Raw genomic sequence first — 22083 nt, forward strand, 5'->3', positions numbered from 1 at the left:
GATGTGCCTGAATAATTATGCTGCACAATAACGATCGCCGCCTGAACCGGCAGGATTACAAGACCCTTTCTCTGGCGGCGCTCGGTGGCGCGCTGGAATTCTACGACTTCATCATCTTCGTGTTCTTCGCGGCGGTGATTGGCGATCTGTTCTTCCCGGCGGATATTCCTGACTGGCTGCGCCAGGTCCAGACCTTTGCCATTTTCGCTGCCGGCTATCTTGCCCGTCCGTTAGGCGGCCTGATCATGGCGCATTTCGGTGACAGCCAGGGGCGCAAAAAGATGTTCAGTCTGAGCATTCTGCTGATGGCGCTGCCCACGCTGGCGATGGGGCTATTGCCGACCTATGCCACGCTGGGCATTGCCGCACCGATCCTGCTGTTACTGCTGCGCGTGCTGCAAGGCGCGGCGATCGGTGGCGAAGTGCCGGGTGCCTGGGTGTTTGTCGCTGAACATGTTCCCGAAAAACGCATCGGCTTTGCCTGTGGCACCCTGACCGCCGGGCTCACCGCGGGCATCCTGCTGGGATCGGTGGTGGCAACGCTGGTCAACAGCGCCTTTGGTCCGCAGGGCATCCTGTCCGGCGCCTGGCGTATCCCGTTCCTGCTGGGCGGCGTGTTTGGCTTTATCGCGCTGTATCTGCGCCGCTGGTTGCAGGAAACCCCGATCTTTGTCGAGATGAAAGCGCGTAAAGCGCTGGCCGCGGAACTGCCGTTGAAAGCGGTGGTGGTGAAACATAAACGCGAAATCGCCATCAGCATGTTGCTGACCTGGCTGCTCTCGGCGGGAATTGTGGTGGTGATCCTGATGACGCCGACCTTGCTGCAAAAGCAGTACGGTATTCCGACGGCGCAAGCGCTGCAGGCCAACAGCCTCGCAACGGTGATGCTGCTGGTGGGCTGCATCTGCGCGGGCTTTGCAGCCGATCGCTTTGGCGCCAGTAAAACCTTTATCGTGGGCAGCCTGTTGCTGGCGGTGTGCAGCTGGATATTTTACCGCACGGTTGGCGCGCATCCCGAGCTGTTATTCCCCTGCTATGCGCTGGTGGGCTTAAGCGTGGGCGTGGTCGGCGCGGTGCCTTATGTGATGGTGCGGGCCTTTCCGGCGGAAGTGCGTTTCACCGGTATTGCCTTCTCATATAACGTCGCTTACGCCATTTTTGGCGGCTTAACGCCAATTTTCGTCACCCTGATTATGGCGGTGACGCCGCTGGCCCCGGCTTACTATGTGCTGGCGCTGTCAGCAATTGGTCTGCTGGTCGGCATCTGGTTAAAGCGCGATGGCAAGCGTGACGCACTGGTTGGTCGTACCTTCAGCTAATAAAAAGCCCGGTCGTTTTTCAACGGCCGGGCGGGTCACTGTCTTCCGCAAATTACGCCTTATTCATCTCGCCAACGGGCAGCGCTGTGCGCCCCAACTGCGCATTAATCACTTCGGCCATGGCCAGATAAATCGCGCCGGCACCGCAAAGAATGCCTTCATAGCCTGCCAGCGTTATCACGGCATGATTGCCGGCAATATGGCCGATAGCGAGAAGGGCGAAGAGCAGCGTCAGGCTGGCGAAGACAAACTGTAAGGCCCGGTTGGCGCGCAGGGTGCCAAAGAACATAAACAGCGTGAACACGCCCCATAATGCCAGCCAGATACCGAGCGCGGTGTCATCAGCGGGCTCTGCTAGTCCGAGGCGGGGTAATAGTAGAATGCCCACCAGGCTCAGCCAGAAGCAGCCATAGGCGGTGAAGGCTGTCAGGCCGAAGGTGTTGCCTTTTTTATACTCCATCAGGCCGGCGAGGATCTGCGCCAGACCGCCAAAAAATATCCCCATGCTGAAAATGGCGGCGTTAAGCGGAAAGAAACCGGCGTTGTGCAGATTAAGGTAAACGGTGGTCATGCCAAAGCCCATCAGGCCGAGCGGTCCGGGGTTCGCTAATTTGCTGCTGTCCATAAGTCCTCTGATATCCATGATCAAGACGTAAAAAAAAAGTGAAGTAACTGACTGAAAGGGGCTGTTTTTGCGGATTAATGACCCCATTTTTTCAACTCGCGCGGCATCATAATGATCCGCCGTCCGGCAAACCTTGATCTGAAGAGTGGAAAAAACGAAATTTTTTTCACCTTGCCCCTTGATGCCGCTCTGGATGGCCCCATCTTATTTGGCATCCAAGGTTATGGACCTGGAAAAAAAGCGCGGCGCCAGCAGTTGAAACGGCAAAAAAAGCCCGCATTAAGTGTTCATAAACTGATTTGACATAAATTTAAGTGGGAGATGTATAGATGGGTAAAATTATTGGTATTGACCTGGGTACGACTAACTCTTGTGTCGCGATTATGGATGGCGGCAAAGCGCGTGTACTGGAGAATGCGGAAGGCGATCGCACCACTCCTTCCATCATCGCGTACACCCAGGACGGCGAGATTCTGGTCGGTTCACCGGCTAAGCGTCAGGCTGTGACCAACCCACAGAATACCCTGTTTGCGATTAAGCGCCTGATTGGCCGTCGCTTCCAGGACGAAGAAGTGCAGCGTGATATCAAAATCATGCCATACAAAATCGCCGGTTCTGACAACGGTGACGCCTGGATCGACGTGAAAGGCCAGAAAATGGCACCGCCGCAGATCTCTGCTGAAGTGCTGAAGAAAATGAAGAAAACGGCTGAAGATTACCTGGGCGAACCGGTAACTGAAGCGGTTATCACTGTTCCAGCGTACTTTAACGATGCGCAGCGTCAGGCAACGAAAGATGCCGGCCGTATCGCAGGTCTGGACGTAAAACGTATCATCAACGAACCAACCGCAGCGGCACTGGCTTACGGTATGGACAAAGGCCAGGGCAACCGTACTATCGCGGTTTATGACCTGGGCGGCGGTACCTTCGATATCTCCATCATCGAAATTGATGAAGTTGATGGCGAAAAAACCTTTGAAGTGCTGGCAACCAACGGTGATACCCACCTGGGTGGTGAAGACTTCGATAGCCGCATGATCAATTATCTGGTGGCAGAATTTAAGAAAGATTCTGGCATCGATCTGCACAACGATCCGCTGGCAATGCAGCGTCTGAAAGAAGCGGCAGAGAAAGCGAAAATCGAACTGTCTTCTGCACAGCAGACTGACGTGAACCTGCCGTACATCACGGCTGATGCGACTGGTCCTAAGCACCTGAACATCAAAGTGACCCGTGCGAAGCTGGAATCACTGGTTGAAGATCTGGTGGCTCGCTCTATCGACCCGCTGAAAGTGGCGCTGCAGGATGCCGGTCTGTCTGTTTCAGACATCAACGACGTTATCCTTGTTGGTGGCCAGACGCGTATGCCAATGGTGCAGTCGAAAGTGGCTGAGTTCTTCGGTAAAGAACCACGTAAAGACGTAAACCCGGATGAAGCGGTTGCCGTCGGTGCTGCGGTTCAGGGTGGCGTGTTAGCGGGTGAAGTGAAAGACGTTCTGTTACTGGACGTTACCCCTCTGTCTCTGGGTATCGAAACCATGGGTGGCGTGATGACCTCACTGATCACCAAGAACACCACTATCCCGACCAAACACAGCCAGGTGTTCTCTACTGCTGAAGACAACCAGTCTGCTGTAACCATTCACGTGGTTCAGGGTGAGCGTAAGCGTGCTGCGGATAACAAATCGCTGGGCCAGTTCAACCTGGACGGGATTCAGGGCGCACCGCGCGGCATGCCGCAGATCGAAGTCACCTTCGATATCGATGCCGATGGTATCCTGCACGTGTCTGCTAAAGACAAAAACAGCGGTAAAGAGCAGAAGATCACCATCAAGGCATCTTCTGGTCTGAACGACGAAGAGATCGAAAAAATGGTTCGTGACGCTGAAGCTAACGCTGAGTCAGACCGTAAGTTCGAAGAGCTGGTTCAGGTTCGTAACACAGCCGATCACTTGTCGCACAGCACCCGTAAGCAGCTGGACGAAGCCGGCGATAAACTGCCAGCAGATGACAAGGCGCCGATTGAGGCAGCCCTGGCCGAGCTGAACGAAGCGCTGAAAGGCGAAGATAAAGCCGCTATCGAAGCGAAAATGCAGGCGCTGACTGAAGTTTCCAGCAAACTGATGGAGTTCGCACAGCAGCAGCAGGCCGCTGGCGGCGCAGCGGAGGCCGGTGACGCTTCTGCGAAGAAAGATGACGACGTTGTTGACGCTGAATTTGAAGAAGTGAAAGACAACAAAAAATAATCGCCCTGAGCGGGCACGGTGGCCTGTAACAGGCCACTGATGATAACCGGCACGGGCGTGGGAATTTCTCCACGCCCGTGCACGCATGTTAAGGGCAGGAACACCAGTATGGCGAAGCAAGACTATTACGAGATTTTAGGCGTTTCCAAATCAGCGGATGAGCGTGAAATCAAAAAGGCCTACAAACGCCTGGCGATGAAACTCCACCCTGACCGTAATCCCGGTGATAAAGAATCTGAAGCCAAATTTAAAGAAGTGAAGGAAGCGTACGAAATTCTGACCGATGGCCAGAAACGTGCAGCTTACGATCAGTACGGTCATGCAGCCTTTGAACAGGGCGGTATGGGCGGCGGTGGCGGCGGCTTTGGTGGCGGCGGTGCCGATTTCAGCGATATCTTTGGCGACGTGTTCGGCGATATCTTTGGCGGAGGACGTCGTCAGCAACGTGCTGCGCGTGGTGCCGATTTACGCTACAACATGGAGCTGACGCTTGAAGAAGCTGTCCGCGGCGTGTCCAAAGAGATCCGCATTCCAACGTTGGAAGAGTGTGAGGTGTGTGACGGTAGCGGCGCGAAAGCGGGCACCAAACCACAGACCTGTGGCACCTGTCATGGACAGGGCCAGGTGCAGATGCGTCAGGGCTTCTTTACCGTGCAGCAGGCGTGTCCTACCTGTCACGGTCGCGGCTCAGTGATCAAAGATCCGTGTAATGCCTGTCACGGTCACGGCCGCGTCGAGAAGTCTAAGACCCTGTCGGTGAAGATCCCGGCTGGCGTCGATACCGGCGACCGTATCCGTCTGACTGGCGAAGGTGAAGCGGGCGAGCATGGCGCACCGGCAGGCGATCTCTACGTTCAGGTGCAGGTGCGCAAGCACCCAATCTTCGAGCGTGAAGAGAACAACCTGTATTGCGAAGTGCCGATCAACTTTGCCATGGCAGCACTGGGCGGCGAGATTGAAGTGCCGACGCTGGATGGCCGTGTGAAGTTGAAAGTCCCGGCGGAAACCCAGACCGGCAAGCTGTTCCGTATGCGCAGCAAGGGTGTTAAATCCGTGCGCGGCGGTGCTCAGGGCGACCTGCTGTGCCGCGTGGTGGTGGAAACCCCGGTCAGCCTGAACGAGAAGCAGAAGGCGTTGCTGCAGGAGCTGGAAGAGAGCTTCGGTGGCCCTAGCGGCGAGAAGAACAGCCCGCGCTCGAAAAGCTTCTTCGACGGCGTGAAGAAATTCTTCGATGACCTGACCCGCTAATTTCTGCGGAAGTCAGACTAACGGACAGCTCAGGCTGTCCGTTTTTTTTTGCGCATTTTCCCGAACGGCTTCACAACTCGGAAATACCTACCTTATAACCGGGTATAAACTGTTTTTTACGAGCAGTTAAAACGCGTATGCTTGCGGTACTTTTCTTCATCACTTTGTTAAGGGAATGCCAAGATGAATGCAGCGCTCAAACGACTCCTGAAAAATGAAGCCACCGGTGGCGTGGTACTCATTATCGCTGCGGCGATAGCGATGATCCTCGCGAACACGGCCGGCACCCAGCAGGCTTACCAATCTATCCTGAATATGCCGGTCGAATTCCGCTTCGGTAGCCTGGATATCAGCAAAAACCTGCTGTTGTGGATCAATGATGCGCTGATGGCGGTGTTCTTCCTGATGATCGGTCTGGAAGTGAAGCACGAGCTGGTTTCCGGCTCGTTGGCAACGCGTGAGCGTGCGATGTTCCCATTGATTGCCGCGCTGGGCGGTATGCTGGCCCCCGCGCTGATCTATGCGGCGATGAACCATAACGATCCGCTGGCCATTCACGGCTGGGCTATCCCGACCGCGACGGACATCGCGTTTGCGCTGGGTATCCTTGCGCTGCTCGGCAGCCGCGTGCCGCCTGCGCTGAAGATGTTCCTGATGGCGCTGGCCGTCATTGATGACCTTGGGGCGATCCTGATCATTGCCTTCTTCTATACCCAGGACCTGTCCGTGACGTCACTGGCCGTTGCCGGCGGCGCGATTGTGGTGCTGGCGCTGCTAAATAAATTGGGCGTGCGCAGTATCTCGCTTTATATGCTGGTTGGCATGGTGCTGTGGGTGGCGGTGCTGAAGTCTGGCATCCACGCCACGGTGGCGGGTGTGCTGGTTGGATTCTTTGTGCCGCTGAAAAAAGAGAACGGTCATTCCCCGGCGATGCACCTGGCGCATGGCCTGGCGCCATGGGTGAGCTGGGTGATCCTGCCGCTGTTTGCCTTTGCCAATGCCGGCGTCTCGTTAACCGGCGTGTCTGCTGATGGCCTGCTGTCGGCGGTGCCAATCGGCATTATTCTCGGGCTGTTTATCGGTAAACCGCTGGGGATCACCCTGATCTGCTGGCTGGCGGTAAAACTGAAGATTGCGGCCTTGCCGGAAGGCACCCGCATGCAGGACATCGCGTCGGTCGGGCTGCTGTGCGGTATCGGCTTTACCATGTCGATCTTTATCGCCTCGCTGGCCTTTGATGCCGCCCACGAAGAGATGGTGACGCTGGCGAAACTGGGTATCCTGGTCGGTTCGGCTATTTCTGCGGTGATGGGGTACACGCTGCTGCGTCTTAAACTGCGATAACGCGTTTCCGGCCAGCCCCGGCTGGCCGGTTCCGAACACGCCATCAGGGAGGCGCGCATGTCACACATTAACTTCAACCATCTTTATTACTTCTGGCAGGTGTGCAAAGCCGGTTCGGTGGTGGGCGCGGCAGATGCCCTTAATCTGACGCCGCAGACCATCACCGGGCAGATCAAAGCGCTGGAAGACCGTCTGCAGGGCAAACTGTTTAAACGCCAGGGAAGAGGGCTGGTGCCGTCTGAGCTTGGACAGCTGGTGTTCCGCTATGCCGACAAAATGTTTCAGCTCAGCCAGGAGATGCTGGATATCGTTAACTATCGCAAGGAAGCCAGTCTGCTGTTCGACGTTGGCGTGGCGGATGTGCTGTCGAAACGGTTGGTCAGCCAGGTGCTGCAAACCGCGGTGGTCGACGAAGATAAAATTCATCTGCGCTGTTATGAATCGACCCACGAAATGCTGCTGGAGCAGCTGAGCCAGCACAAGCTGGATATGATCCTCTCCGACTGCCCAATCGACTCCACCCAGCAGGAAGGACTGTTCTCCGTCAAGCTGGGCGAATCCTGCATCAGCTTCTGGTGTCAGGCACCGCAACCTGATTTACCTTTCCCGGCCTGCCTTGAACAGCGAAAGCTGCTGATCCCCGGCCGTCGTTCGATGCTGGGACGAAAGTTGTTGAACTGGTTTCAGACTCAGGGACTGGAAGTGGATATTCTGGGCGAGTTTGACGATGCCGCACTGATGAAGGCGTTCGGTGCCAGCCACAATGCGATATTTGTCGCGCCATCCAGCTATGCGAATGATGTATTTTTTGAGAAAGGGATTTTAGAACTGGGCAGGATAGATAGCGTGGTGGAAGAGTATCACGTGATATTTGCCGAGCGGATGATCCAGCATCCGGCGGTACAGCGTATCTGCAACAAGGACTTTACGGGTCTGTTTTCCTGAATTGCAGACACAAAAAAACCGGCAGAGCCGGTTTTTTCATCAAAGCCGATTAGCGGGCTGGAGATTAATCCAGTTTGCTGATCTGTGCAGCCAGATTTGCTTTATGGCGTGCAGCTTTGTTTTTGTGGATCAGGCCTTTAGCTGCCTGACGGTCCACAATTGGTTGCATTTCATTAAATGCATTCTGCGCAGCCGCTTTATCGCCAAGAGCGACAGCCGCGTAGACTTTCTTGATAAAAGTACGCAACATTGAACGACGGCTAGCGTTGTGCTTACGACGCTTCTCAGACGTTACTGCGCGTTTCTTAGCTGATTTGATATTAGCCAAGGTCCAACTCCCAAATAGTTCTATGAGGACAATTCAAAGGCCGAGGAATATGCCTCTTTCGCCCATGGTTGTCAATGGATTTGTGCAAATAAGCGCCGCCAAACACGCGACACTCTATTACGTTTCGATGGCGCAAGATTCTACCAGCTTCATCTCACCGAATACAGCTTAATCACAAGATAAATGCTATTGCCGCCTGAAGGAGCAGTTTACCGCAGAAAATGCCGCGATAAACAGAGTAAAGCCGCATTCGCGGGTTAACCTTCAGAGCTGTACAAGGTATAATCCGCCGATTTCCACAAATTTGAGCCAGCCATGAAGTTTATCCGCGGCATACATAACCTTAGGGAGCAGCATCGCGGCTGCGTACTGACCATCGGTAACTTCGATGGCGTGCATCGCGGCCATCAGGCGCTGCTGGCCCGACTGTGTGAAGAAGGACGCCAACGCAATTTGCCGGTGGTGGTGATGATCTTTGAACCGCAACCGCTTGAGCTGTTTGCGGCTGATAAAGCGCCTGCCAGGCTGACACGCCTGCGGGATAAAGTTCGCTACCTGAGCGAAGCGGGTGTGGATGCGGTGCTGTGCGTGCGTTTCGACCGCCGCTTTGCCGCGCTGACCGCGGAAAGTTTTGTCACCGACTTACTGGTGGACAAGCTGGATGTGAAGTTCCTGGCCGTAGGCGATGACTTCCGCTTTGGCGCTGGTCGCCAGGGGGATTTCCTGTTATTACAGCATGCGGGCATCGAACATGGCTTTGATGTCATCAGTACCCAGACCTTCTGTGATGATGGCAAGCGCATCAGCAGCACGGCAGTCCGTCAGGCGTTGGCCGAAGATAATCTGCCGCTGGCGGCTGCACTTCTTGGACATCCCTTCAGCATTTCAGGCCGGGTTGTGCACGGTGATGCACTGGGCCGGACGTTAGGCTTCCCTACCGCTAATCTGCCGTTGCGACGCTACGTTTCGCCGGTGAAAGGGGTGTATGCCGTGGAAGTGCTGGGTCTGGGCGATAAACCGTTGCCTGGCGTTGCCAACATTGGCACCCGCCCAACGGTTGCCGGCATGCGTCAGCAGTTAGAAGTTCACCTGCTGGACGTTGCAATGCACCTGTATGGACGCCATATAGACGTGGTGCTCTGTCAAAAAATACGAAATGAGCAGCGTTTTGCTTCACTTGACGAGCTCAAAGAGCAAATTGCTAAAGATGTGGTGAGCGCCCGGACATTTTTCGGGCTGAAAACACCGGTTTAAACAGAACCGAAATACGGAATCGAGAATCTGATGAGTGACTATAAATCTACCCTGAATTTGCCGGAAACGGGGTTCCCGATGCGTGGCGATCTGGCCAAGCGTGAACCGGGAATGCTGCAGCGTTGGTATGATGACAATCTCTACGGCATCATCCGCGAAGCCAAAAAAGGGAAAAAAACCTTTATCCTGCATGATGGCCCTCCGTACGCGAACGGCAGCATTCATATTGGTCACTCAGTTAACAAGATTCTGAAAGACATTATCGTTAAGTCGAAAGGTCTGTCGGGCTTCGACTCGCCGTATGTGCCGGGTTGGGACTGCCACGGTCTGCCGATTGAGCACAAAGTTGAGCAGATGATCGGTAAGCCAGGTGAGAAAGTCACCGCGGCAGAATTCCGTGCTGCCTGCCGTGAATACGCGGCCGAGCAGGTTGAAGGCCAAAAAAAGGACTTCATCCGTCTGGGCGTGCTGGGCGACTGGGATCGTCCTTACCTGACCATGAACTTCAAAACTGAAGCGAACATCATCCGTGCGCTCAGCAAAATCATCGGCAACGGCCATATGCACAAAGGCGCCAAACCGGTGCACTGGTGCATGGACTGCCGCTCTGCGCTGGCAGAAGCCGAAGTCGAGTACTACGACAAAACCTCGCCCTCTATCGACGTGATGTTTAATGCCGTTGATAAAGAGGCGGTACAGGCCAAGTTTGGCGCCGCGCACGTTGACGGCCCGATCTCGCTGGTGATCTGGACCACCACGCCGTGGACCATGCCGGCTAACCGCGCCATCTCTCTGCATCCGGAGTTCGAATACGAACTGCTGCAGATCGAAGGTCGCGCGCTGATCCTGGCAAAAGAGATGGTCGAGAGCGTGATGAAGCGCGTCGGCGTGAGCGAGTGGAAAGTGCTGGGCGAGGTGAAAGGGGCTTCTCTTGAGCTGCAGGCCTTCCAGCATCCGTTCCTCGATCACACTTCACCGGTTGTCCTCGGCGAGCACGTAACGCTGGAAGCGGGTACCGGTGCCGTTCACACCGCGCCGGGCCACGGTCCTGATGACTATGTTATCGGCCAGAAATACGGTATCGAAACCGCCAACCCGGTTGGGCCAGACGGCAGCTTCCTGCCGGGCACCTATCCCTCGCTGGATGGCGTAAACGTCTTTAAAGCCAACGACATGATCGTTGAGATCCTGCGTGAAAAAGGCGCTCTGCTGCATGTGGAAAAACTGCTGCACAGCTACCCACACTGCTGGCGCCACAAAACCCCAATCATCTTCCGTGCCACGCCGCAGTGGTTTATCAGCATGGATCAGAAAGGTCTGCGTGCGCAGTCACTGAAAGAGATTAAAGGCGTGCAGTGGATCCCAGACTGGGGCCAGGCGCGTATCGAATCGATGGTTGCCAACCGTCCAGACTGGTGTATTTCCCGCCAGCGTACCTGGGGCGTGCCGATGTCGTTGTTCGTGCATAAAGACACCGAGCAGCTGCACCCGGATACCCTTGAGCTGATGGAGAAAGTTGCTCAGCGCGTTGAGCAAGACGGTATTCAGGCCTGGTGGGATTTGGACGCCAGCGAGCTGATGGGCGCCGACGCAGAAAACTACGTCAAAGTGCCTGACACGTTGGACGTGTGGTTTGACTCCGGCTCGACCAGCTTCTCGGTGGTGGCTGCCCGTCCTGAATTCGACGGTCACTCGCCGGACATGTATCTGGAAGGATCGGATCAGCACCGTGGCTGGTTTATGTCTTCCCTGATGATCTCGACGGCGATGAAAGGCAAAGCACCTTACCGTCAGGTACTGACCCACGGTTTCACCGTTGATGGTCAGGGCCGTAAGATGTCGAAATCCATCGGCAACACCGTTTCACCCCAAGATGTGATGAACAAGCTGGGTGGCGACATCCTGCGTCTGTGGGTGGCGTCTACCGATTACTCCGGCGAAATGGCGGTATCGGACGAGATCCTGAAACGCTCGGCTGACTCCTATCGCCGTATCCGTAACACCGCGCGCTTCCTGCTGGCTAACCTGAACGGCTTCAACCCAGAAACCGACAGCGTGAAGCCGGAAGAGATGGTGGTGCTGGATCGCTGGGCAGTGGGTCGTGCCAAAGCGGCGCAGGACGATATCCTCGCTTCGTATGAGAACTATGACTTCCATGAAGTCGTCCAGCGTTTGATGCAGTTCTGCTCGGTTGAGATGGGCTCCTTCTACCTGGATATCATCAAAGACCGTCAGTACACCGCGAAAGCCGATGGCCTGGCGCGTCGTAGCTGCCAGACGGCGCTGTATTACATCGCGGAAGCACTGGTCCGCTGGATGGCGCCGATCATGTCCTTCACCGCAGATGAAATCTGGGGCGAACTGCCAGGCAAGCGCGAGAAGTATGTCTTCACCGGTGAGTGGTTCGACGGCCTGTTTGGTCTGGCGGATAACGAATCGATGAACGACAGCTACTGGGCTGAGCTGCTGAAAGTGCGCGGCGAAGTGAACAAAGTGATCGAGCAGGCGCGTGCTGATAAGCGCGTTGGCGGATCGCTGGAAGCGACGGTAACGCTGTACGCCGATGCCGATCTGGCTAAGAAGCTGGTTAGCCTGGGTGACGAGCTGCGCTTTGTGCTGCTGACCTCGGGTGCCCAGGTGGCTGACTATGCGCTGGCAACCGAAGAAGCGCAGCAGAGCGAGCTGGTGAAAGGTCTGAAAATTGCCCTGCATAAAGCAGAAGGCGAGAAATGCCCACGCTGCTGGCATTACACTACTGACATTGGTCAGAGTGCTGAGCATCCGGACGTGTGCGGACGCTGTGCCACCAACATTGCGGGCGCTGGCGAACAGCGTAAGTTTGCCTGATGAGTAAACCTATCTTCTCGACCGGTTTACGCTGGGTCTGGCTGGTTCTGGTGGTGATTGCCATCGACTTCGCCAGCAAGCAGTGGATTATGAACACGCTGATGTTGCATGAGTCGATGTCAGTGATGCCATTTTTCAACTTCTTCTATGCGCATAACTACGGGGCGGCGTTCAGCTTCCTCGCCGATAAGGGCGGCTGGCAGCGCTGGTTCTTTGCCGGCATCGCGGTGGCGATTGTGGTGGCGTTGCTGGTGATGATGTACCGCACTGCCGCCAGCAATAAGCTCAACAATATTGCTTACGCGCTAATTATTGGCGGCGCGTTAGGTAACCTGTTTGACCGCGCGTATCATGGCTTTGTCGTCGACTTTATCGACTTCTACGTTGGCGACTGGCACTTTGCCACGTTCAATATCGCCGACTGTGCCATCTGTATTGGTGCCGCACTGATCGTGCTGGAGGGCTTTCTCAGCCCGTCCGGCAAACCGGCAAAAAATTAAGGGCAGGGCATGACTGATTCTGTACAGCGCGAGAGCGCAGTGCTGGTGCATTTCACCTTGAAGCTGGAAGACGGCTCCACGGCGGAATCCACGCGCAATAACGGCAAACCCGCGCTGTTCAGCCTGGGCGACGGCAGCCTGTCAGAAGGGTTGGAGTCGCATTTGCTGGGTCTGACCGTGGGCGAGAAGAAATCCTTCTCGCTGACGGCGGACGATGCTTTTGGCCAGAGCAGCCCGGATTTGATTCAGTATTTCTCCCGCCGGGATTTTACCCAGGCAGGCGAGCCTGAAATCGGCGCCATCATGCTGTTCAGCGGCATGGATGGTAACGAAATGCCCGGCGTGATCCGCGAGATTTCCGGTGATTCGATCACCGTTGATTTCAACCATCCGCTGGCCGGGCAGACTATCCACTTTGAGGTTGAAGTGCTGGAGATCGATCCGGTACTGGAGGCGACAAATGCAAATCCTGTTGGCTAATCCCCGCGGCTTTTGTGCCGGCGTCGATCGCGCCATCAGCATTGTGGAGCGCGCGCTGGAAATGTACGGCGCGCCAATCTACGTGCGTCATGAAGTGGTGCATAACCGCTATGTCGTCAACAGTCTGCGCGAGCGCGGTGCGATCTTTATTGAAGATATCGGGGAAGTGCCGGACGGCTCGATCCTGATCTTCTCGGCGCACGGTGTTTCTCAGGCGGTCAGGGCGGAAGCTAAAGCCCGCGATCTGACCATGCTGTTTGATGCCACCTGTCCGCTGGTGACCAAAGTGCATATGGAAGTGGCGCGTGCCAGCCGCAGAGGCACTGAAGCGATCCTGATTGGTCACGCCGGTCACCCGGAAGTGGAAGGGACGATGGGCCAGTACAGCAGCCCTAAAGGCGGCATGTATCTGGTTGAAGCGCCCGAGGATGTCTATAAGTTGCAGGTTAAGGATGAAAACAACCTGTGCTTTATGACCCAGACCACGCTGTCGGTGGATGATACCTACGAAGTGATTGATGCGCTGCGTGCCCGTTTTCCGAAGATTGTCGGCCCGCGCAAAGATGACATCTGCTATGCCACCACCAACCGTCAGGAAGCCGTGCGCACGCTGGCAAAAGACGCCGACGTGGTGCTGGTGGTGGGTTCACGCAACTCCTCCAACTCCAACCGTCTGGCCGAGCTGGCGCAGCGTGCAGGGAAACTTGCGCGACTGATCGACTCCGCCGATGACATCCAGGAAGAGTGGATCAAAGGCGTGAGCTGCGTTGGCGTCACTGCCGGTGCCTCCGCACCAGACATTCTGGTGCAGGAAGTGATCCAGCGTCTGCGCGAGTTCGGTGGCGAAACCGCTATCGAGCTGATCGGCCGTGAAGAGAACATTGTTTTCGAAGTGCCGAAAGAACTCCGCGTCGACGTCCGCCAGGTCGACTAAACGCCTTCCGCAGCGCCCTGCTGCGGAAGTTTTTACTTCGCTGAACCGCCTGCTATACCCGCCGATCAAAGCCAGACAAAATTTGTTTTACTGATAATCCGTCGCGTCTGGCATAAAATTCTAATCATGGTGTTTTTATTGTGGCGCAGAGGTTACCGCATGGTTAACCTGTCAACGCTTTGCATGCACAGACTTTATACAGGGATTCATTATGAACAATGCACAAATCCGCCTTGCCATTGTTGGCGCCGCAGGACGCATGGGGCGTCAGTTAATTCAGGCAGCACAGGAGGCGGACGGCGTGTGCTTAGGCGCAGCTTTGGTGCGGGAAGGCTCTTCACTGGTCGGCGTTGATGCCGGCGAGCTGGCCGGAACCGGCGCGACGGGCGTCAGGATTAGCGACAACCTGGACGCTGTGGTGAACGACTTCGACGTGCTGATCGACTTTACCCGTCCTGAAGGCACGCTGGCGTATCTGGATTTTTGCCGTCAGCACCAGAAAGCGATGGTGATCGGTACCACCGGGCTGGATGATTCGGCCAAAGCGGCGATCAAACAAGCGTCACATGAGATTGCTATTGTGTTCGCAGCGAACTTTAGCGTGGGTGTGAACCTGGTGCTGAAACTGCTGGAAAAAGCCGCCAAAGTGATGGGCGACTATGCCGATATCGAAATCGTTGAGGCTCACCACCGTCATAAAGTGGATGCGCCATCCGGGACCGCGCTGGCGATGGGCGAAGCGATTGCTGATGCAATGGACTGGGATTTAAATGAGCACGCCGTGTATGCCCGCGAAGGCCATACCGGTGAACGTAAGGCGCAAACTATCGGTTTTGCCACCGTTCGTGCCGGCGATATCGTTGGCGAACACACCGCGATGTTTGCAGATATCGGTGAGCGCGTAGAGATTACCCACAAGGCTTCAAGCCGCATGACCTTCGCGAAAGGCGCAGTTCGTGCAGCAGACTGGTTAAGCACGCGTAAAGCAGGTCTTTATGATATGCGAAGCGTGTTGAATTTAGATGATTTATAAGTGTTGTGCACCATCGTGATGTGGTTATTTCAATCATAAGGTTCTGATTGGACAGGGCAATAATTTTATTGCCCTTTTTATTTTTTAATAATCCTGTCTTGAGTTAATTTTAAAGCCATAATGGCTATTATGGGTTTTTATCCTCAATTTATTCCGCAAAATTTGTTAATTTTGACCATTTGGTCCACTTTTTAACGCCATTTTCCCTTTTCCTATGCACATCCCGTCAGGCAACCGGTTTTATGGACTGGATATCTGTCCTTTTCAGGGTGAATCCTCCGATTTCCTCTCCAGTTGAGTAAAAGACTAAGAAAAAGTGAGCTGCGGGGTAGACAACAGAGTGAGCGATCATTAGAATGCGCGCAATTTGCCAAAAATCGAGAATTCAGGCGGTTTTTGCATTGATTTATGGCTTTGTTATGAATTAATATGCAAATAATGTGACTGTTTATTCTCAGGAGGATGTTTTGATTAAGTCAGCGCTATTGGTTCTCGAAGACGGAACCCAATTCCACGGTCGGGCCATCGGGGCAACAGGATCGGCAGTTGGGGAAGTTGTTTTCAACACTTCAATGACCGGTTATCAAGAAATCCTCACTGATCCTTCCTATTCCCGCCAGATCGTTACTCTTACTTATCCCCATATCGGCAATGTCGGCACCAATTCCGCTGACGAAGAATCCTCTCAGGTACATGCTCAGGGCCTCGTCATTCGTGACCTGCCGCTGATTGCCAGCAACTTCCGTAATGAAGAAGGGCTGTCTGAGTATCTGACGCGTCACAACATTGTCGCTATTGCCGATATCGATACGCGTAAGCTGACCCGTCTGCTGCGCGAAAAAGGGGCGCAGAACGGCTGCATCATCGCCAGCGACGCACCTGATGCGCAGCTGGCTCTGCAGCAGGCGAAAGCCTTCCCGGGCCTGAAAGGAATGGATCTGGCGAAAGAAGTGACCACCAGTGAGAGCTACAGCTGGCTGCAAGGCAGCTGGACGCTGGACGGATTGCCGGACGCGAAGCAAGAGGCCGACCTGCCTTTCCATGTCGTGGCCTATGACTACGGCGTGAAGCGCAACATCCTGCGCATGCTGGTTGACCGTGGCTGTCGCCTGACGATTGTGCCGGCGCAAACGCCAGCAGAAGAGGTGCTGAAGATGAACCCGGATGGCATCTTCCTTTCTAACGGACCTGGGGACCCGGAACCGTGTGATTACGCGATTGCGGCAATCAAAGCCTTCCTGGAAACTGACGTGCCGGTCTTCGGCATCTGCCTTGGCCACCAGTTACTGGCGCTGGCCAGCGGGGCAAAAACCGTCAAGATGAAGCTGGGCCACCACGGCGGCAACCATCCGGTGAAAGACCTGGATAACAACACCGTGATGATCACCGCACAGAACCACGGCTTCGCCGTAGACGAAACCAACTTACCGGCAAACCTGCGAGTGACGCACACCTCGCTATTTGACCAGACGGTACAGGGCATTCACCGCACTGATAAAGCAGCGTTCAGCTTCCAGGGTCACCCGGAAGCCAGCCCGGGCCCGCACGATGCCGCGCCGCTGTTCGATCACTTTATCGAACTGATCGAAGCCTACCGTTCAACCGCTAAATAATCAGGAGCGAGAAAATGCCAAAACGTACCGACATAAAAAGTATCCTGATCCTTGGCGCTGGCCCGATCGTAATCGGCCAGGCCTGCGAATTTGACTACTCTGGTGCACAGGCCTGTAAAGCCCTGCGCGAAGAGGGTTACCGCGTGATTCTGGTTAACTCCAACCCGGCAACCATCATGACTGACCCGGAAATGGCCGATGCGACCTATATCGAGCCGATCCACTGGGAAGTTGTGCGCAAGATTATCGAAAAAGAGCGTCCGGATGCGGTTCTGCCAACCATGGGCGGCCAGACCGCACTGAACTGTGCGCTGGAACTGGAACGCCAGGGCGTGCTGGAAGAGTTCGGCGTGGCGATGATTGGTGCTACCGCCGATGCCATCGACAAGGCAGAAGACCGTCAGCGCTTTGATAAAGCGATGAAGAGCATCGGTCTGGATACCGCGCGTTCAGGCTTCGCACACAACATGGAAGAAGCCTATGCGGTTGCCGCAGACGTTGGCTTCCCGTGCATCATCCGTCCTTCCTTTACCATGGGCGGCTCAGGTGGCGGTATTGCCTATAACCGTGAAGAGTTTGAAGAGATTTGCGAACGCGGTCTGGATCTTTCCCCCACCAACGAGCTGCTGATTGATGAGTCGCTGATTGGCTGGAAAGAGTACGAGATGGAAGTGGTGCGTGATAAAAACGACAACTGCATCATCGTCTGCTCGATTGAAAACTTCGATGCAATGGGCATCCACACCGGTGACTCCATCACCGTGGCGCCAGCCCAGACCCTGACCGACAAAGAATATCAAATCATGCGTAACGCCTCGATGGCGGTACTGCGTGAAATCGGCGTGGAAACCGGTGGCTCCAACGTGCAGTTCTCCGTTAACCCGGCGAATGGCCGTCTGATCATCATCGAAATGAACCCACGCGTGTCGCGCTCTTCTGCGCTGGCGTCGAAAGCCACCGGTTTCCCGATTGCTAAAATCGCGGCCAAACTGGCGGTAGGTTACACGCTTGATGAGCTGATGAACGACATCACCGGTGGCCTGACCCCGGCATCGTTCGAACCGTCTATCGACTACGTAGTGACCAAAATCCCTCGCTTCAACTTCGAGAAATTTGCCGGCGCGAATGACCGCCTGACCACGCAGATGAAGTCGGTGGGTGAAGTGATGGCGATTGGCCGCACCCTGCAGGAATCCATGCAGAAAGCGCTGCGCGGCCTCGAAGTTGGCGCACATGGCTTTGACCCGAAAGTTGACCTGAACGATGCGGAAGCAATGACGGTTATCCGTCACGAGCTGAAAGACGCCGGTTCTGACCGTATCTGGTACATCGCGGATGCGTTCCGTGCGGGCATGAACGTGGAAGAGATCTTCAGCCTGACCAACGTTGACCGCTGGTTCCTGGTTCAGATTGAAGAGCTGGTTCAGCTGGAAGGCCAGGTTGCCCGCGAAGGCGTTAATGGCCTGACGGCGGACTTCCTGCGTACCCTGAAGCGTAAAGGCTTTGCCGATGCGCGTCTGTCTGCGCTGGCGGGTGTGTCTGAAGCTGAAGTGCGTAAGCTGCGTGAGCAGTACAATCTGCACCCGGTATATAAGCGTGTCGATACCTGTGCGGCGGAATTCTCTACCGATACCGCTTACATGTACTCCACCTATGAAGAAGAGTGCGAATCCAACCCTAACAGCGACCGTGAGAAAATCATGGTGCTGGGCGGCGGTCCAAACCGTATCGGCCAGGGCATTGAGTTCGACTACTGCTGCGTCCATGCATCACTGGCGCTGCGTGAAGATGGTTACGAGACCATTATGGTCAACTGTAACCCTGAAACCGTCTCCACCGACTACGACACCTCCGACCGTCTGTACTTCGAGCCGGTAACGCTGGAAGACGTGCTGGAAATCGTGCGTATCGAGAAGCCGAAAGGCGTGATCGTGCAGTACGGTGGTCAGACGCCACTGAAACTGGCGCGTGAGCTGGAAGCCGCTGGCGTGCCGATTATCGGTACCAGCCCGGATGCTATCGACCGTGCAGAAGACCGCGAGCGTTTCCAGCAGGCGGTTGAACGCCTGGGCCTGAAGCAGCCGGCAAACTCCACCGTGACTGCGATTGAGCAGGCGGTAGAGAAAGCGGCGGTGATTGGCTATCCGCTGGTTGTGCGTCCTTCTTACGTGCTGGGCGGTCGTGCGATGGAAATCGTGTATGACGACATCGACCTGAAGCGCTACTTCCAGAATGCGGTTGCCGTCTCTAACGATGCGCCGGTGCTGCTGGACCGCTTCCTTGACGACGCGGTAGAAGTGGATGTGGATGCGATTTGCGACGGTGAGCGCGTGCTGATTGGCGGCATCATGGAGCATATCGAGCAGGCGGGCGTGCATTCCGGTGACTCCGCGTGTTCTCTGCCAGCCTACACGCTGAGCAAAGAGATCCAGGACGTGATGCGTCAGCAGGTTGAGAAGCTGGCCTTCGAACTCTGCGTACGTGGCCTGATGAACGTGCAGTTTGCGGTGAAAGACAACGAAGTTTACCTGATTGAGGTGAACCCACGTGCTGCCCGTACCGTACCGTTTGTTTCCAAGGCAACCGGTGTGCCGCTGGCGAAAGTGGCGGCACGCGTAATGGCAGGCAAAACGCTGGCAGAGCAGGGCATTACGGAAGAAGTCATTCCGCCTTACTACTCGGTGAAAGAAGTGGTGCTGCCGTTTAACAAGTTCCAGGGCGTTGACCCCATCCTCGGCCCTGAAATGCGTTCCACCGGTGAAGTCATGGGTGTTGGCAAAACCTTCGCAGAAGCGTTCTCGAAAGCGATGCTGGGCGCGGCGAGCAATATGAAGAAAACCGGTCGTGCCTTATTGTCCGTGCGTGATGGCGACAAGAAGCGCATCGTTGCGCTGGCTGCCAAGCTGCAGTCACTGGGCTTCGAACTGGACGCAACTCACGGTACCGCAGTGGTGCTGGGTGAAGCAGGGATCAACATCCGTCTGGTCAACAAGGTGCATGAAGGCCGTCCTCATATCCAGGATCGTCTGAAAAACGGTGAGTACGCTTACATCGTAAACACCACGGCAGGACGCCAGGCGATTGAGGATTCCAAACTGATCCGCCGCAGCGCGCTGCAGTACAAGGTGCACTACGACACCACGCTGAACGGTGCGTTTGCTACGGCAAACTCACTGAGCGCAGATCCCACCGCGCAGGTTATCTCGGTGCAGGAAATGCACGCGCAGATCCAGGGCTAAGTCTCTGTCAGCGAACATCGATCCCCGCTTCGGCGGGGATTTTTTTTACCTGAAATTCCCCCGATCCCAACCCGCCTTGCTGGCCGATTGTTGTGCAACCGGTTAACCACTTGCACCTTTTTTAATCAGAGCTTTTTATTATCTTCAGGCGATTATCCCAGCAAATCAGTAGCTTGATTTATTGGCACCCAATTTGCTTTAAGTAAAAAAGGTAGAGTTGTTGGACCAATTATTCAGGGGAAGCCATGTCAGCATCGATCGGTAATCTCGGCCCGATTGCGGTGCAGCACAGTGATGTGCTGGTACTGGACGCGTTGACCCGTTACGTCGCCCAAAGCGGCACCCAAATCGGCGAGCGTTTACCGCCGGAACGCGTGCTTGCAGAAAAGCTCGGCGTCAGCCGTAACACCGTGCGCGAAGCCCTTAAACGGTGGGAAGCGCTGGGTATCATCGTTCGCCGTAAAGGCAGTGGCACCTTTCTCCATGCTGAAGTCACCAGTGATGACAGTTTCCTGTCGCTGCGTTTCAAAAACGACTCCAGCAACATGCTCCATGCGCTGGAAGTGCGCCGGATTATTGAAAGCGAATCCTGCGCGCTGGCGGCGGTCCGTGCTTCCGATGACGATCTGCGTGACATTGAGACCCGGCTGGAAGAGATGGAAAGAGTCCATCTGGCAGTCGGTTCTGCTGGGGCAGAAGACTGGGCATTTCACGCCAGCATTTACCACGCGGCACACAATCCGCTGTTACTGCGGATGGTGGTCGGTCTTTACGACACGCTGCATGCCTTTTTTGAATCACCGCCTGAACAGGCCCTGTTTAGCGATTCGTTTTCCCTGCATCGCACCTTGTATGAAGCCATTGCCGACCGTAATGCGGAAGAAGCACGCCGCATCAGCCATTTAATTCTCGATATAACCGAGCGTGATATGAAGGAAGTGATTAATGCAGCCTGAAAAGCCCTTTAGTGAACAAACCCGACTGACCCACGATCAACGTCATGACAAAGGCGCGGTTTCCCCACCCGTCTATCAATCCTCTTTGTTCAGCTTCAGTGATTACGACAGCATGATTGCCCGCTTTCGTGGCGACAGCGATCAGCCGTTGTATTCACGGGTCGATAACCCGACGGTCAAAGTTCTGCAGGACAAAATGGCCGAACTGGAGGGTGGGGAAGCCTGCCTGGCTTTTGGCAGCGGGATGGCGGCGATCAGCAATGCCATTCTGAGCGTGGTCCAGCCCGGCGATAAGGTGGTTTGCATCAATCACGTCTATCCGGATACCTACCGTTTCCTGAAAGGGTTCTGCACCCGCTTTAACATCAGCAGTGAGTTTGTCGATGGCGACTCGCTTGAGGCGATTGCCGCCGCGCTGCCGGGTGCGAAGTTGCTGTATCTCGAAAGCCCAAGCAGTTGGGTGATGAGCGAACAGGATCTGCAGAAGATTGCCGCGCTGGCGAAAGAGCACAAGGTGATCACCCTGATTGATAACAGCTGGGCCTCGCCGCTGTTCCAGAAGCCGCTGGCGCTGGGCATCGATATGGTGGTGCATTCCGCCTCGAAATACATTGGTGGCCACAGCGATGTGGTGGCTGGACTGGTTATCGCCAATGCCGAACGCATCAGCGCCATCTCGCGTTATATCAGCCCGTTCCTTGGCGGCAAGCTGTCGGCTAATGAAGCCTGGCTGCTGATCCGTGGCCTGCGGACCTTGCCGTTACGCATGCGGCAGCACCATGAAAGTGCGCTGCAGCTGGCTTCTCAACTTCAGGACCATCCGCAGATCCTCGCGGTAAACCATCCGGGCCTGCACAAAGCCGCCTTTTCCACCCTCAGCGGCTACAGCGGGCTGTTCTCTTTTGAGCTGGATCAGTCGGTCGATATTCCGACCTTCTGTAATGCGTTGCAGCTGTTCCATATGGGCGTGAGCTGGGGAGGATTTGAAAGTCTGGTGATGCCCGCCATTTCGGTGCTGAATCAGGCCGGTGAATTTAACTCCGCCGTGGATTTTGGCGTCTCACCACGCGTAATCCGCGTCTCCATCGGTCTGGAAGACACCGCAGATTTGTGGAACGACCTGCAGCAGGCGATTGCCGCCGCACGTCAGTAACCTGATTGCCCGCACTCCA

At 55.4% G+C, this 22083-nt stretch carries 18 protein-coding genes; 16 read left to right on the forward strand and 2 right to left on the reverse strand.

Annotated elements, in window-relative coordinates:
* The first annotated feature begins 17 nt into the window (after positions 1–17).
* The gene (locus tag E2F51_RS10775) at positions 18–1319 is read left to right on the forward strand and encodes an MFS transporter (RefSeq protein ID WP_134823453.1); all 1302 of its coding nucleotides are present in this window, start codon (positions 18–20) and stop codon (positions 1317–1319) included.
* A 52-nt stretch (positions 1320–1371) separates the two neighbouring features.
* On the opposite strand, the gene satP is transcribed toward E2F51_RS10775, so the two are convergent.
* Entirely contained in the window at positions 1372–1944 is a 573-nt protein-coding gene (gene satP / locus E2F51_RS10780; protein ID WP_134823454.1) for an acetate uptake transporter, read from the reverse strand.
* Positions 1945–2055: 111 nt separating this feature from the next.
* On the opposite strand from satP, the gene E2F51_RS10785 reads away from it, so the two are divergent.
* The 5 genes from E2F51_RS10785 to nhaR all read left to right on the forward strand — a co-directional run bounded on the left by E2F51_RS10785 (position 2056) and on the right by nhaR (position 7727).
* On the forward strand, positions 2056–2247 hold the full coding sequence (locus tag E2F51_RS10785; protein WP_041691897.1) for a hypothetical protein: 192 nt from the start codon (positions 2056–2058) through the stop codon (positions 2245–2247).
* A 26-nt stretch (positions 2248–2273) separates the two neighbouring features.
* The gene (gene dnaK, locus E2F51_RS10790) at positions 2274–4190 is read left to right on the forward strand and encodes a molecular chaperone DnaK (RefSeq protein ID WP_134823455.1); all 1917 of its coding nucleotides are present in this window, start codon (positions 2274–2276) and stop codon (positions 4188–4190) included.
* A gap of 108 nt (positions 4191–4298) precedes the next feature.
* Complete coding sequence (dnaJ, locus tag E2F51_RS10795) at positions 4299–5438, forward strand: molecular chaperone DnaJ (protein ID WP_013200705.1); 1140 nt, start codon at positions 4299–4301, stop codon at positions 5436–5438.
* A 183-nt stretch (positions 5439–5621) separates the two neighbouring features.
* Positions 5622–6782: a Na+/H+ antiporter NhaA gene (nhaA, locus tag E2F51_RS10800; RefSeq protein ID WP_013200706.1), complete on the forward strand. Its 1161-nt coding sequence runs from the start codon at positions 5622–5624 to the stop codon at positions 6780–6782.
* Between the two features lie 57 nt (positions 6783–6839).
* Positions 6840–7727, forward strand: a complete 888-nt coding sequence (gene nhaR, locus E2F51_RS10805; protein WP_013200707.1) for a transcriptional activator NhaR — start codon at positions 6840–6842, stop codon at positions 7725–7727.
* A gap of 64 nt (positions 7728–7791) precedes the next feature.
* Here nhaR and rpsT read toward each other — a convergent pair whose 3' ends face one another.
* On the reverse strand, positions 7792–8055 hold the full coding sequence (gene rpsT, locus E2F51_RS10810; RefSeq protein WP_013200708.1) for a 30S ribosomal protein S20: 264 nt from the start codon (positions 8053–8055) through the stop codon (positions 7792–7794).
* A 315-nt stretch (positions 8056–8370) separates the two neighbouring features.
* Here rpsT and ribF point away from each other — a divergent pair, with 315 nt between their 5' ends.
* From ribF to E2F51_RS10860, 10 genes are all read left to right on the forward strand, one after another.
* Positions 8371–9309 carry a bifunctional riboflavin kinase/FAD synthetase gene (gene ribF, locus E2F51_RS10815; protein WP_013200709.1) on the forward strand — a complete coding sequence of 313 codons (939 nt, stop codon included), beginning with the start codon at positions 8371–8373 and terminating at the stop codon, positions 9307–9309.
* 30 nt (positions 9310–9339) lie between these two features.
* Positions 9340–12156 (forward strand): isoleucine--tRNA ligase, encoded by a 2817-nt coding sequence (ileS, locus tag E2F51_RS10820; protein ID WP_134823456.1) that lies wholly within the window; start codon positions 9340–9342, stop codon positions 12154–12156.
* Positions 12156–12656, forward strand: a complete 501-nt coding sequence (lspA, locus tag E2F51_RS10825; RefSeq protein WP_013200711.1) for a signal peptidase II — start codon at positions 12156–12158, stop codon at positions 12654–12656. The genes ileS and lspA overlap by 1 nt, the downstream gene beginning before the upstream one ends.
* A 9-nt stretch (positions 12657–12665) precedes the next feature.
* A complete protein-coding gene (gene fkpB, locus E2F51_RS10830) occupies positions 12666–13136 on the forward strand; it encodes an FKBP-type peptidyl-prolyl cis-trans isomerase (protein ID WP_013200712.1) in 471 nt (156 codons plus the stop codon).
* Positions 13117–14070: a 4-hydroxy-3-methylbut-2-enyl diphosphate reductase gene (gene ispH, locus E2F51_RS10835; protein WP_053140328.1), complete on the forward strand. Its 954-nt coding sequence runs from the start codon at positions 13117–13119 to the stop codon at positions 14068–14070. The genes fkpB and ispH overlap by 20 nt, the downstream gene beginning before the upstream one ends.
* 211 nt (positions 14071–14281) lie before the next feature.
* Complete coding sequence (gene dapB / locus E2F51_RS10840) at positions 14282–15103, forward strand: 4-hydroxy-tetrahydrodipicolinate reductase (protein WP_134823457.1); 822 nt, start codon at positions 14282–14284, stop codon at positions 15101–15103.
* A 467-nt stretch (positions 15104–15570) separates the two neighbouring features.
* Positions 15571–16716 (forward strand): glutamine-hydrolyzing carbamoyl-phosphate synthase small subunit, encoded by a 1146-nt coding sequence (gene carA, locus E2F51_RS10845; RefSeq protein WP_041691900.1) that lies wholly within the window; start codon positions 15571–15573, stop codon positions 16714–16716.
* A gap of 14 nt (positions 16717–16730) precedes the next feature.
* The gene (carB, locus tag E2F51_RS10850) at positions 16731–19955 is read left to right on the forward strand and encodes a carbamoyl-phosphate synthase large subunit (RefSeq protein ID WP_013200716.1); all 3225 of its coding nucleotides are present in this window, start codon (positions 16731–16733) and stop codon (positions 19953–19955) included.
* A gap of 245 nt (positions 19956–20200) precedes the next feature.
* Positions 20201–20911: a FadR/GntR family transcriptional regulator gene (locus E2F51_RS10855; protein ID WP_134823458.1), complete on the forward strand. Its 711-nt coding sequence runs from the start codon at positions 20201–20203 to the stop codon at positions 20909–20911.
* Positions 20901–22064 carry an aminotransferase class I/II-fold pyridoxal phosphate-dependent enzyme gene (locus tag E2F51_RS10860; protein WP_013200718.1) on the forward strand — a complete coding sequence of 388 codons (1164 nt, stop codon included), beginning with the start codon at positions 20901–20903 and terminating at the stop codon, positions 22062–22064. Before E2F51_RS10855 ends, E2F51_RS10860 begins: the two co-directional genes overlap by 11 nt.
* The last annotated feature ends 19 nt before the right edge of the window (positions 22065–22083 follow it).

The sequence above is a fragment of the Erwinia sp. QL-Z3 genome (assembly GCF_004551645.1).
GTDB lineage: Bacteria > Pseudomonadota > Gammaproteobacteria > Enterobacterales > Enterobacteriaceae > Erwinia > Erwinia billingiae.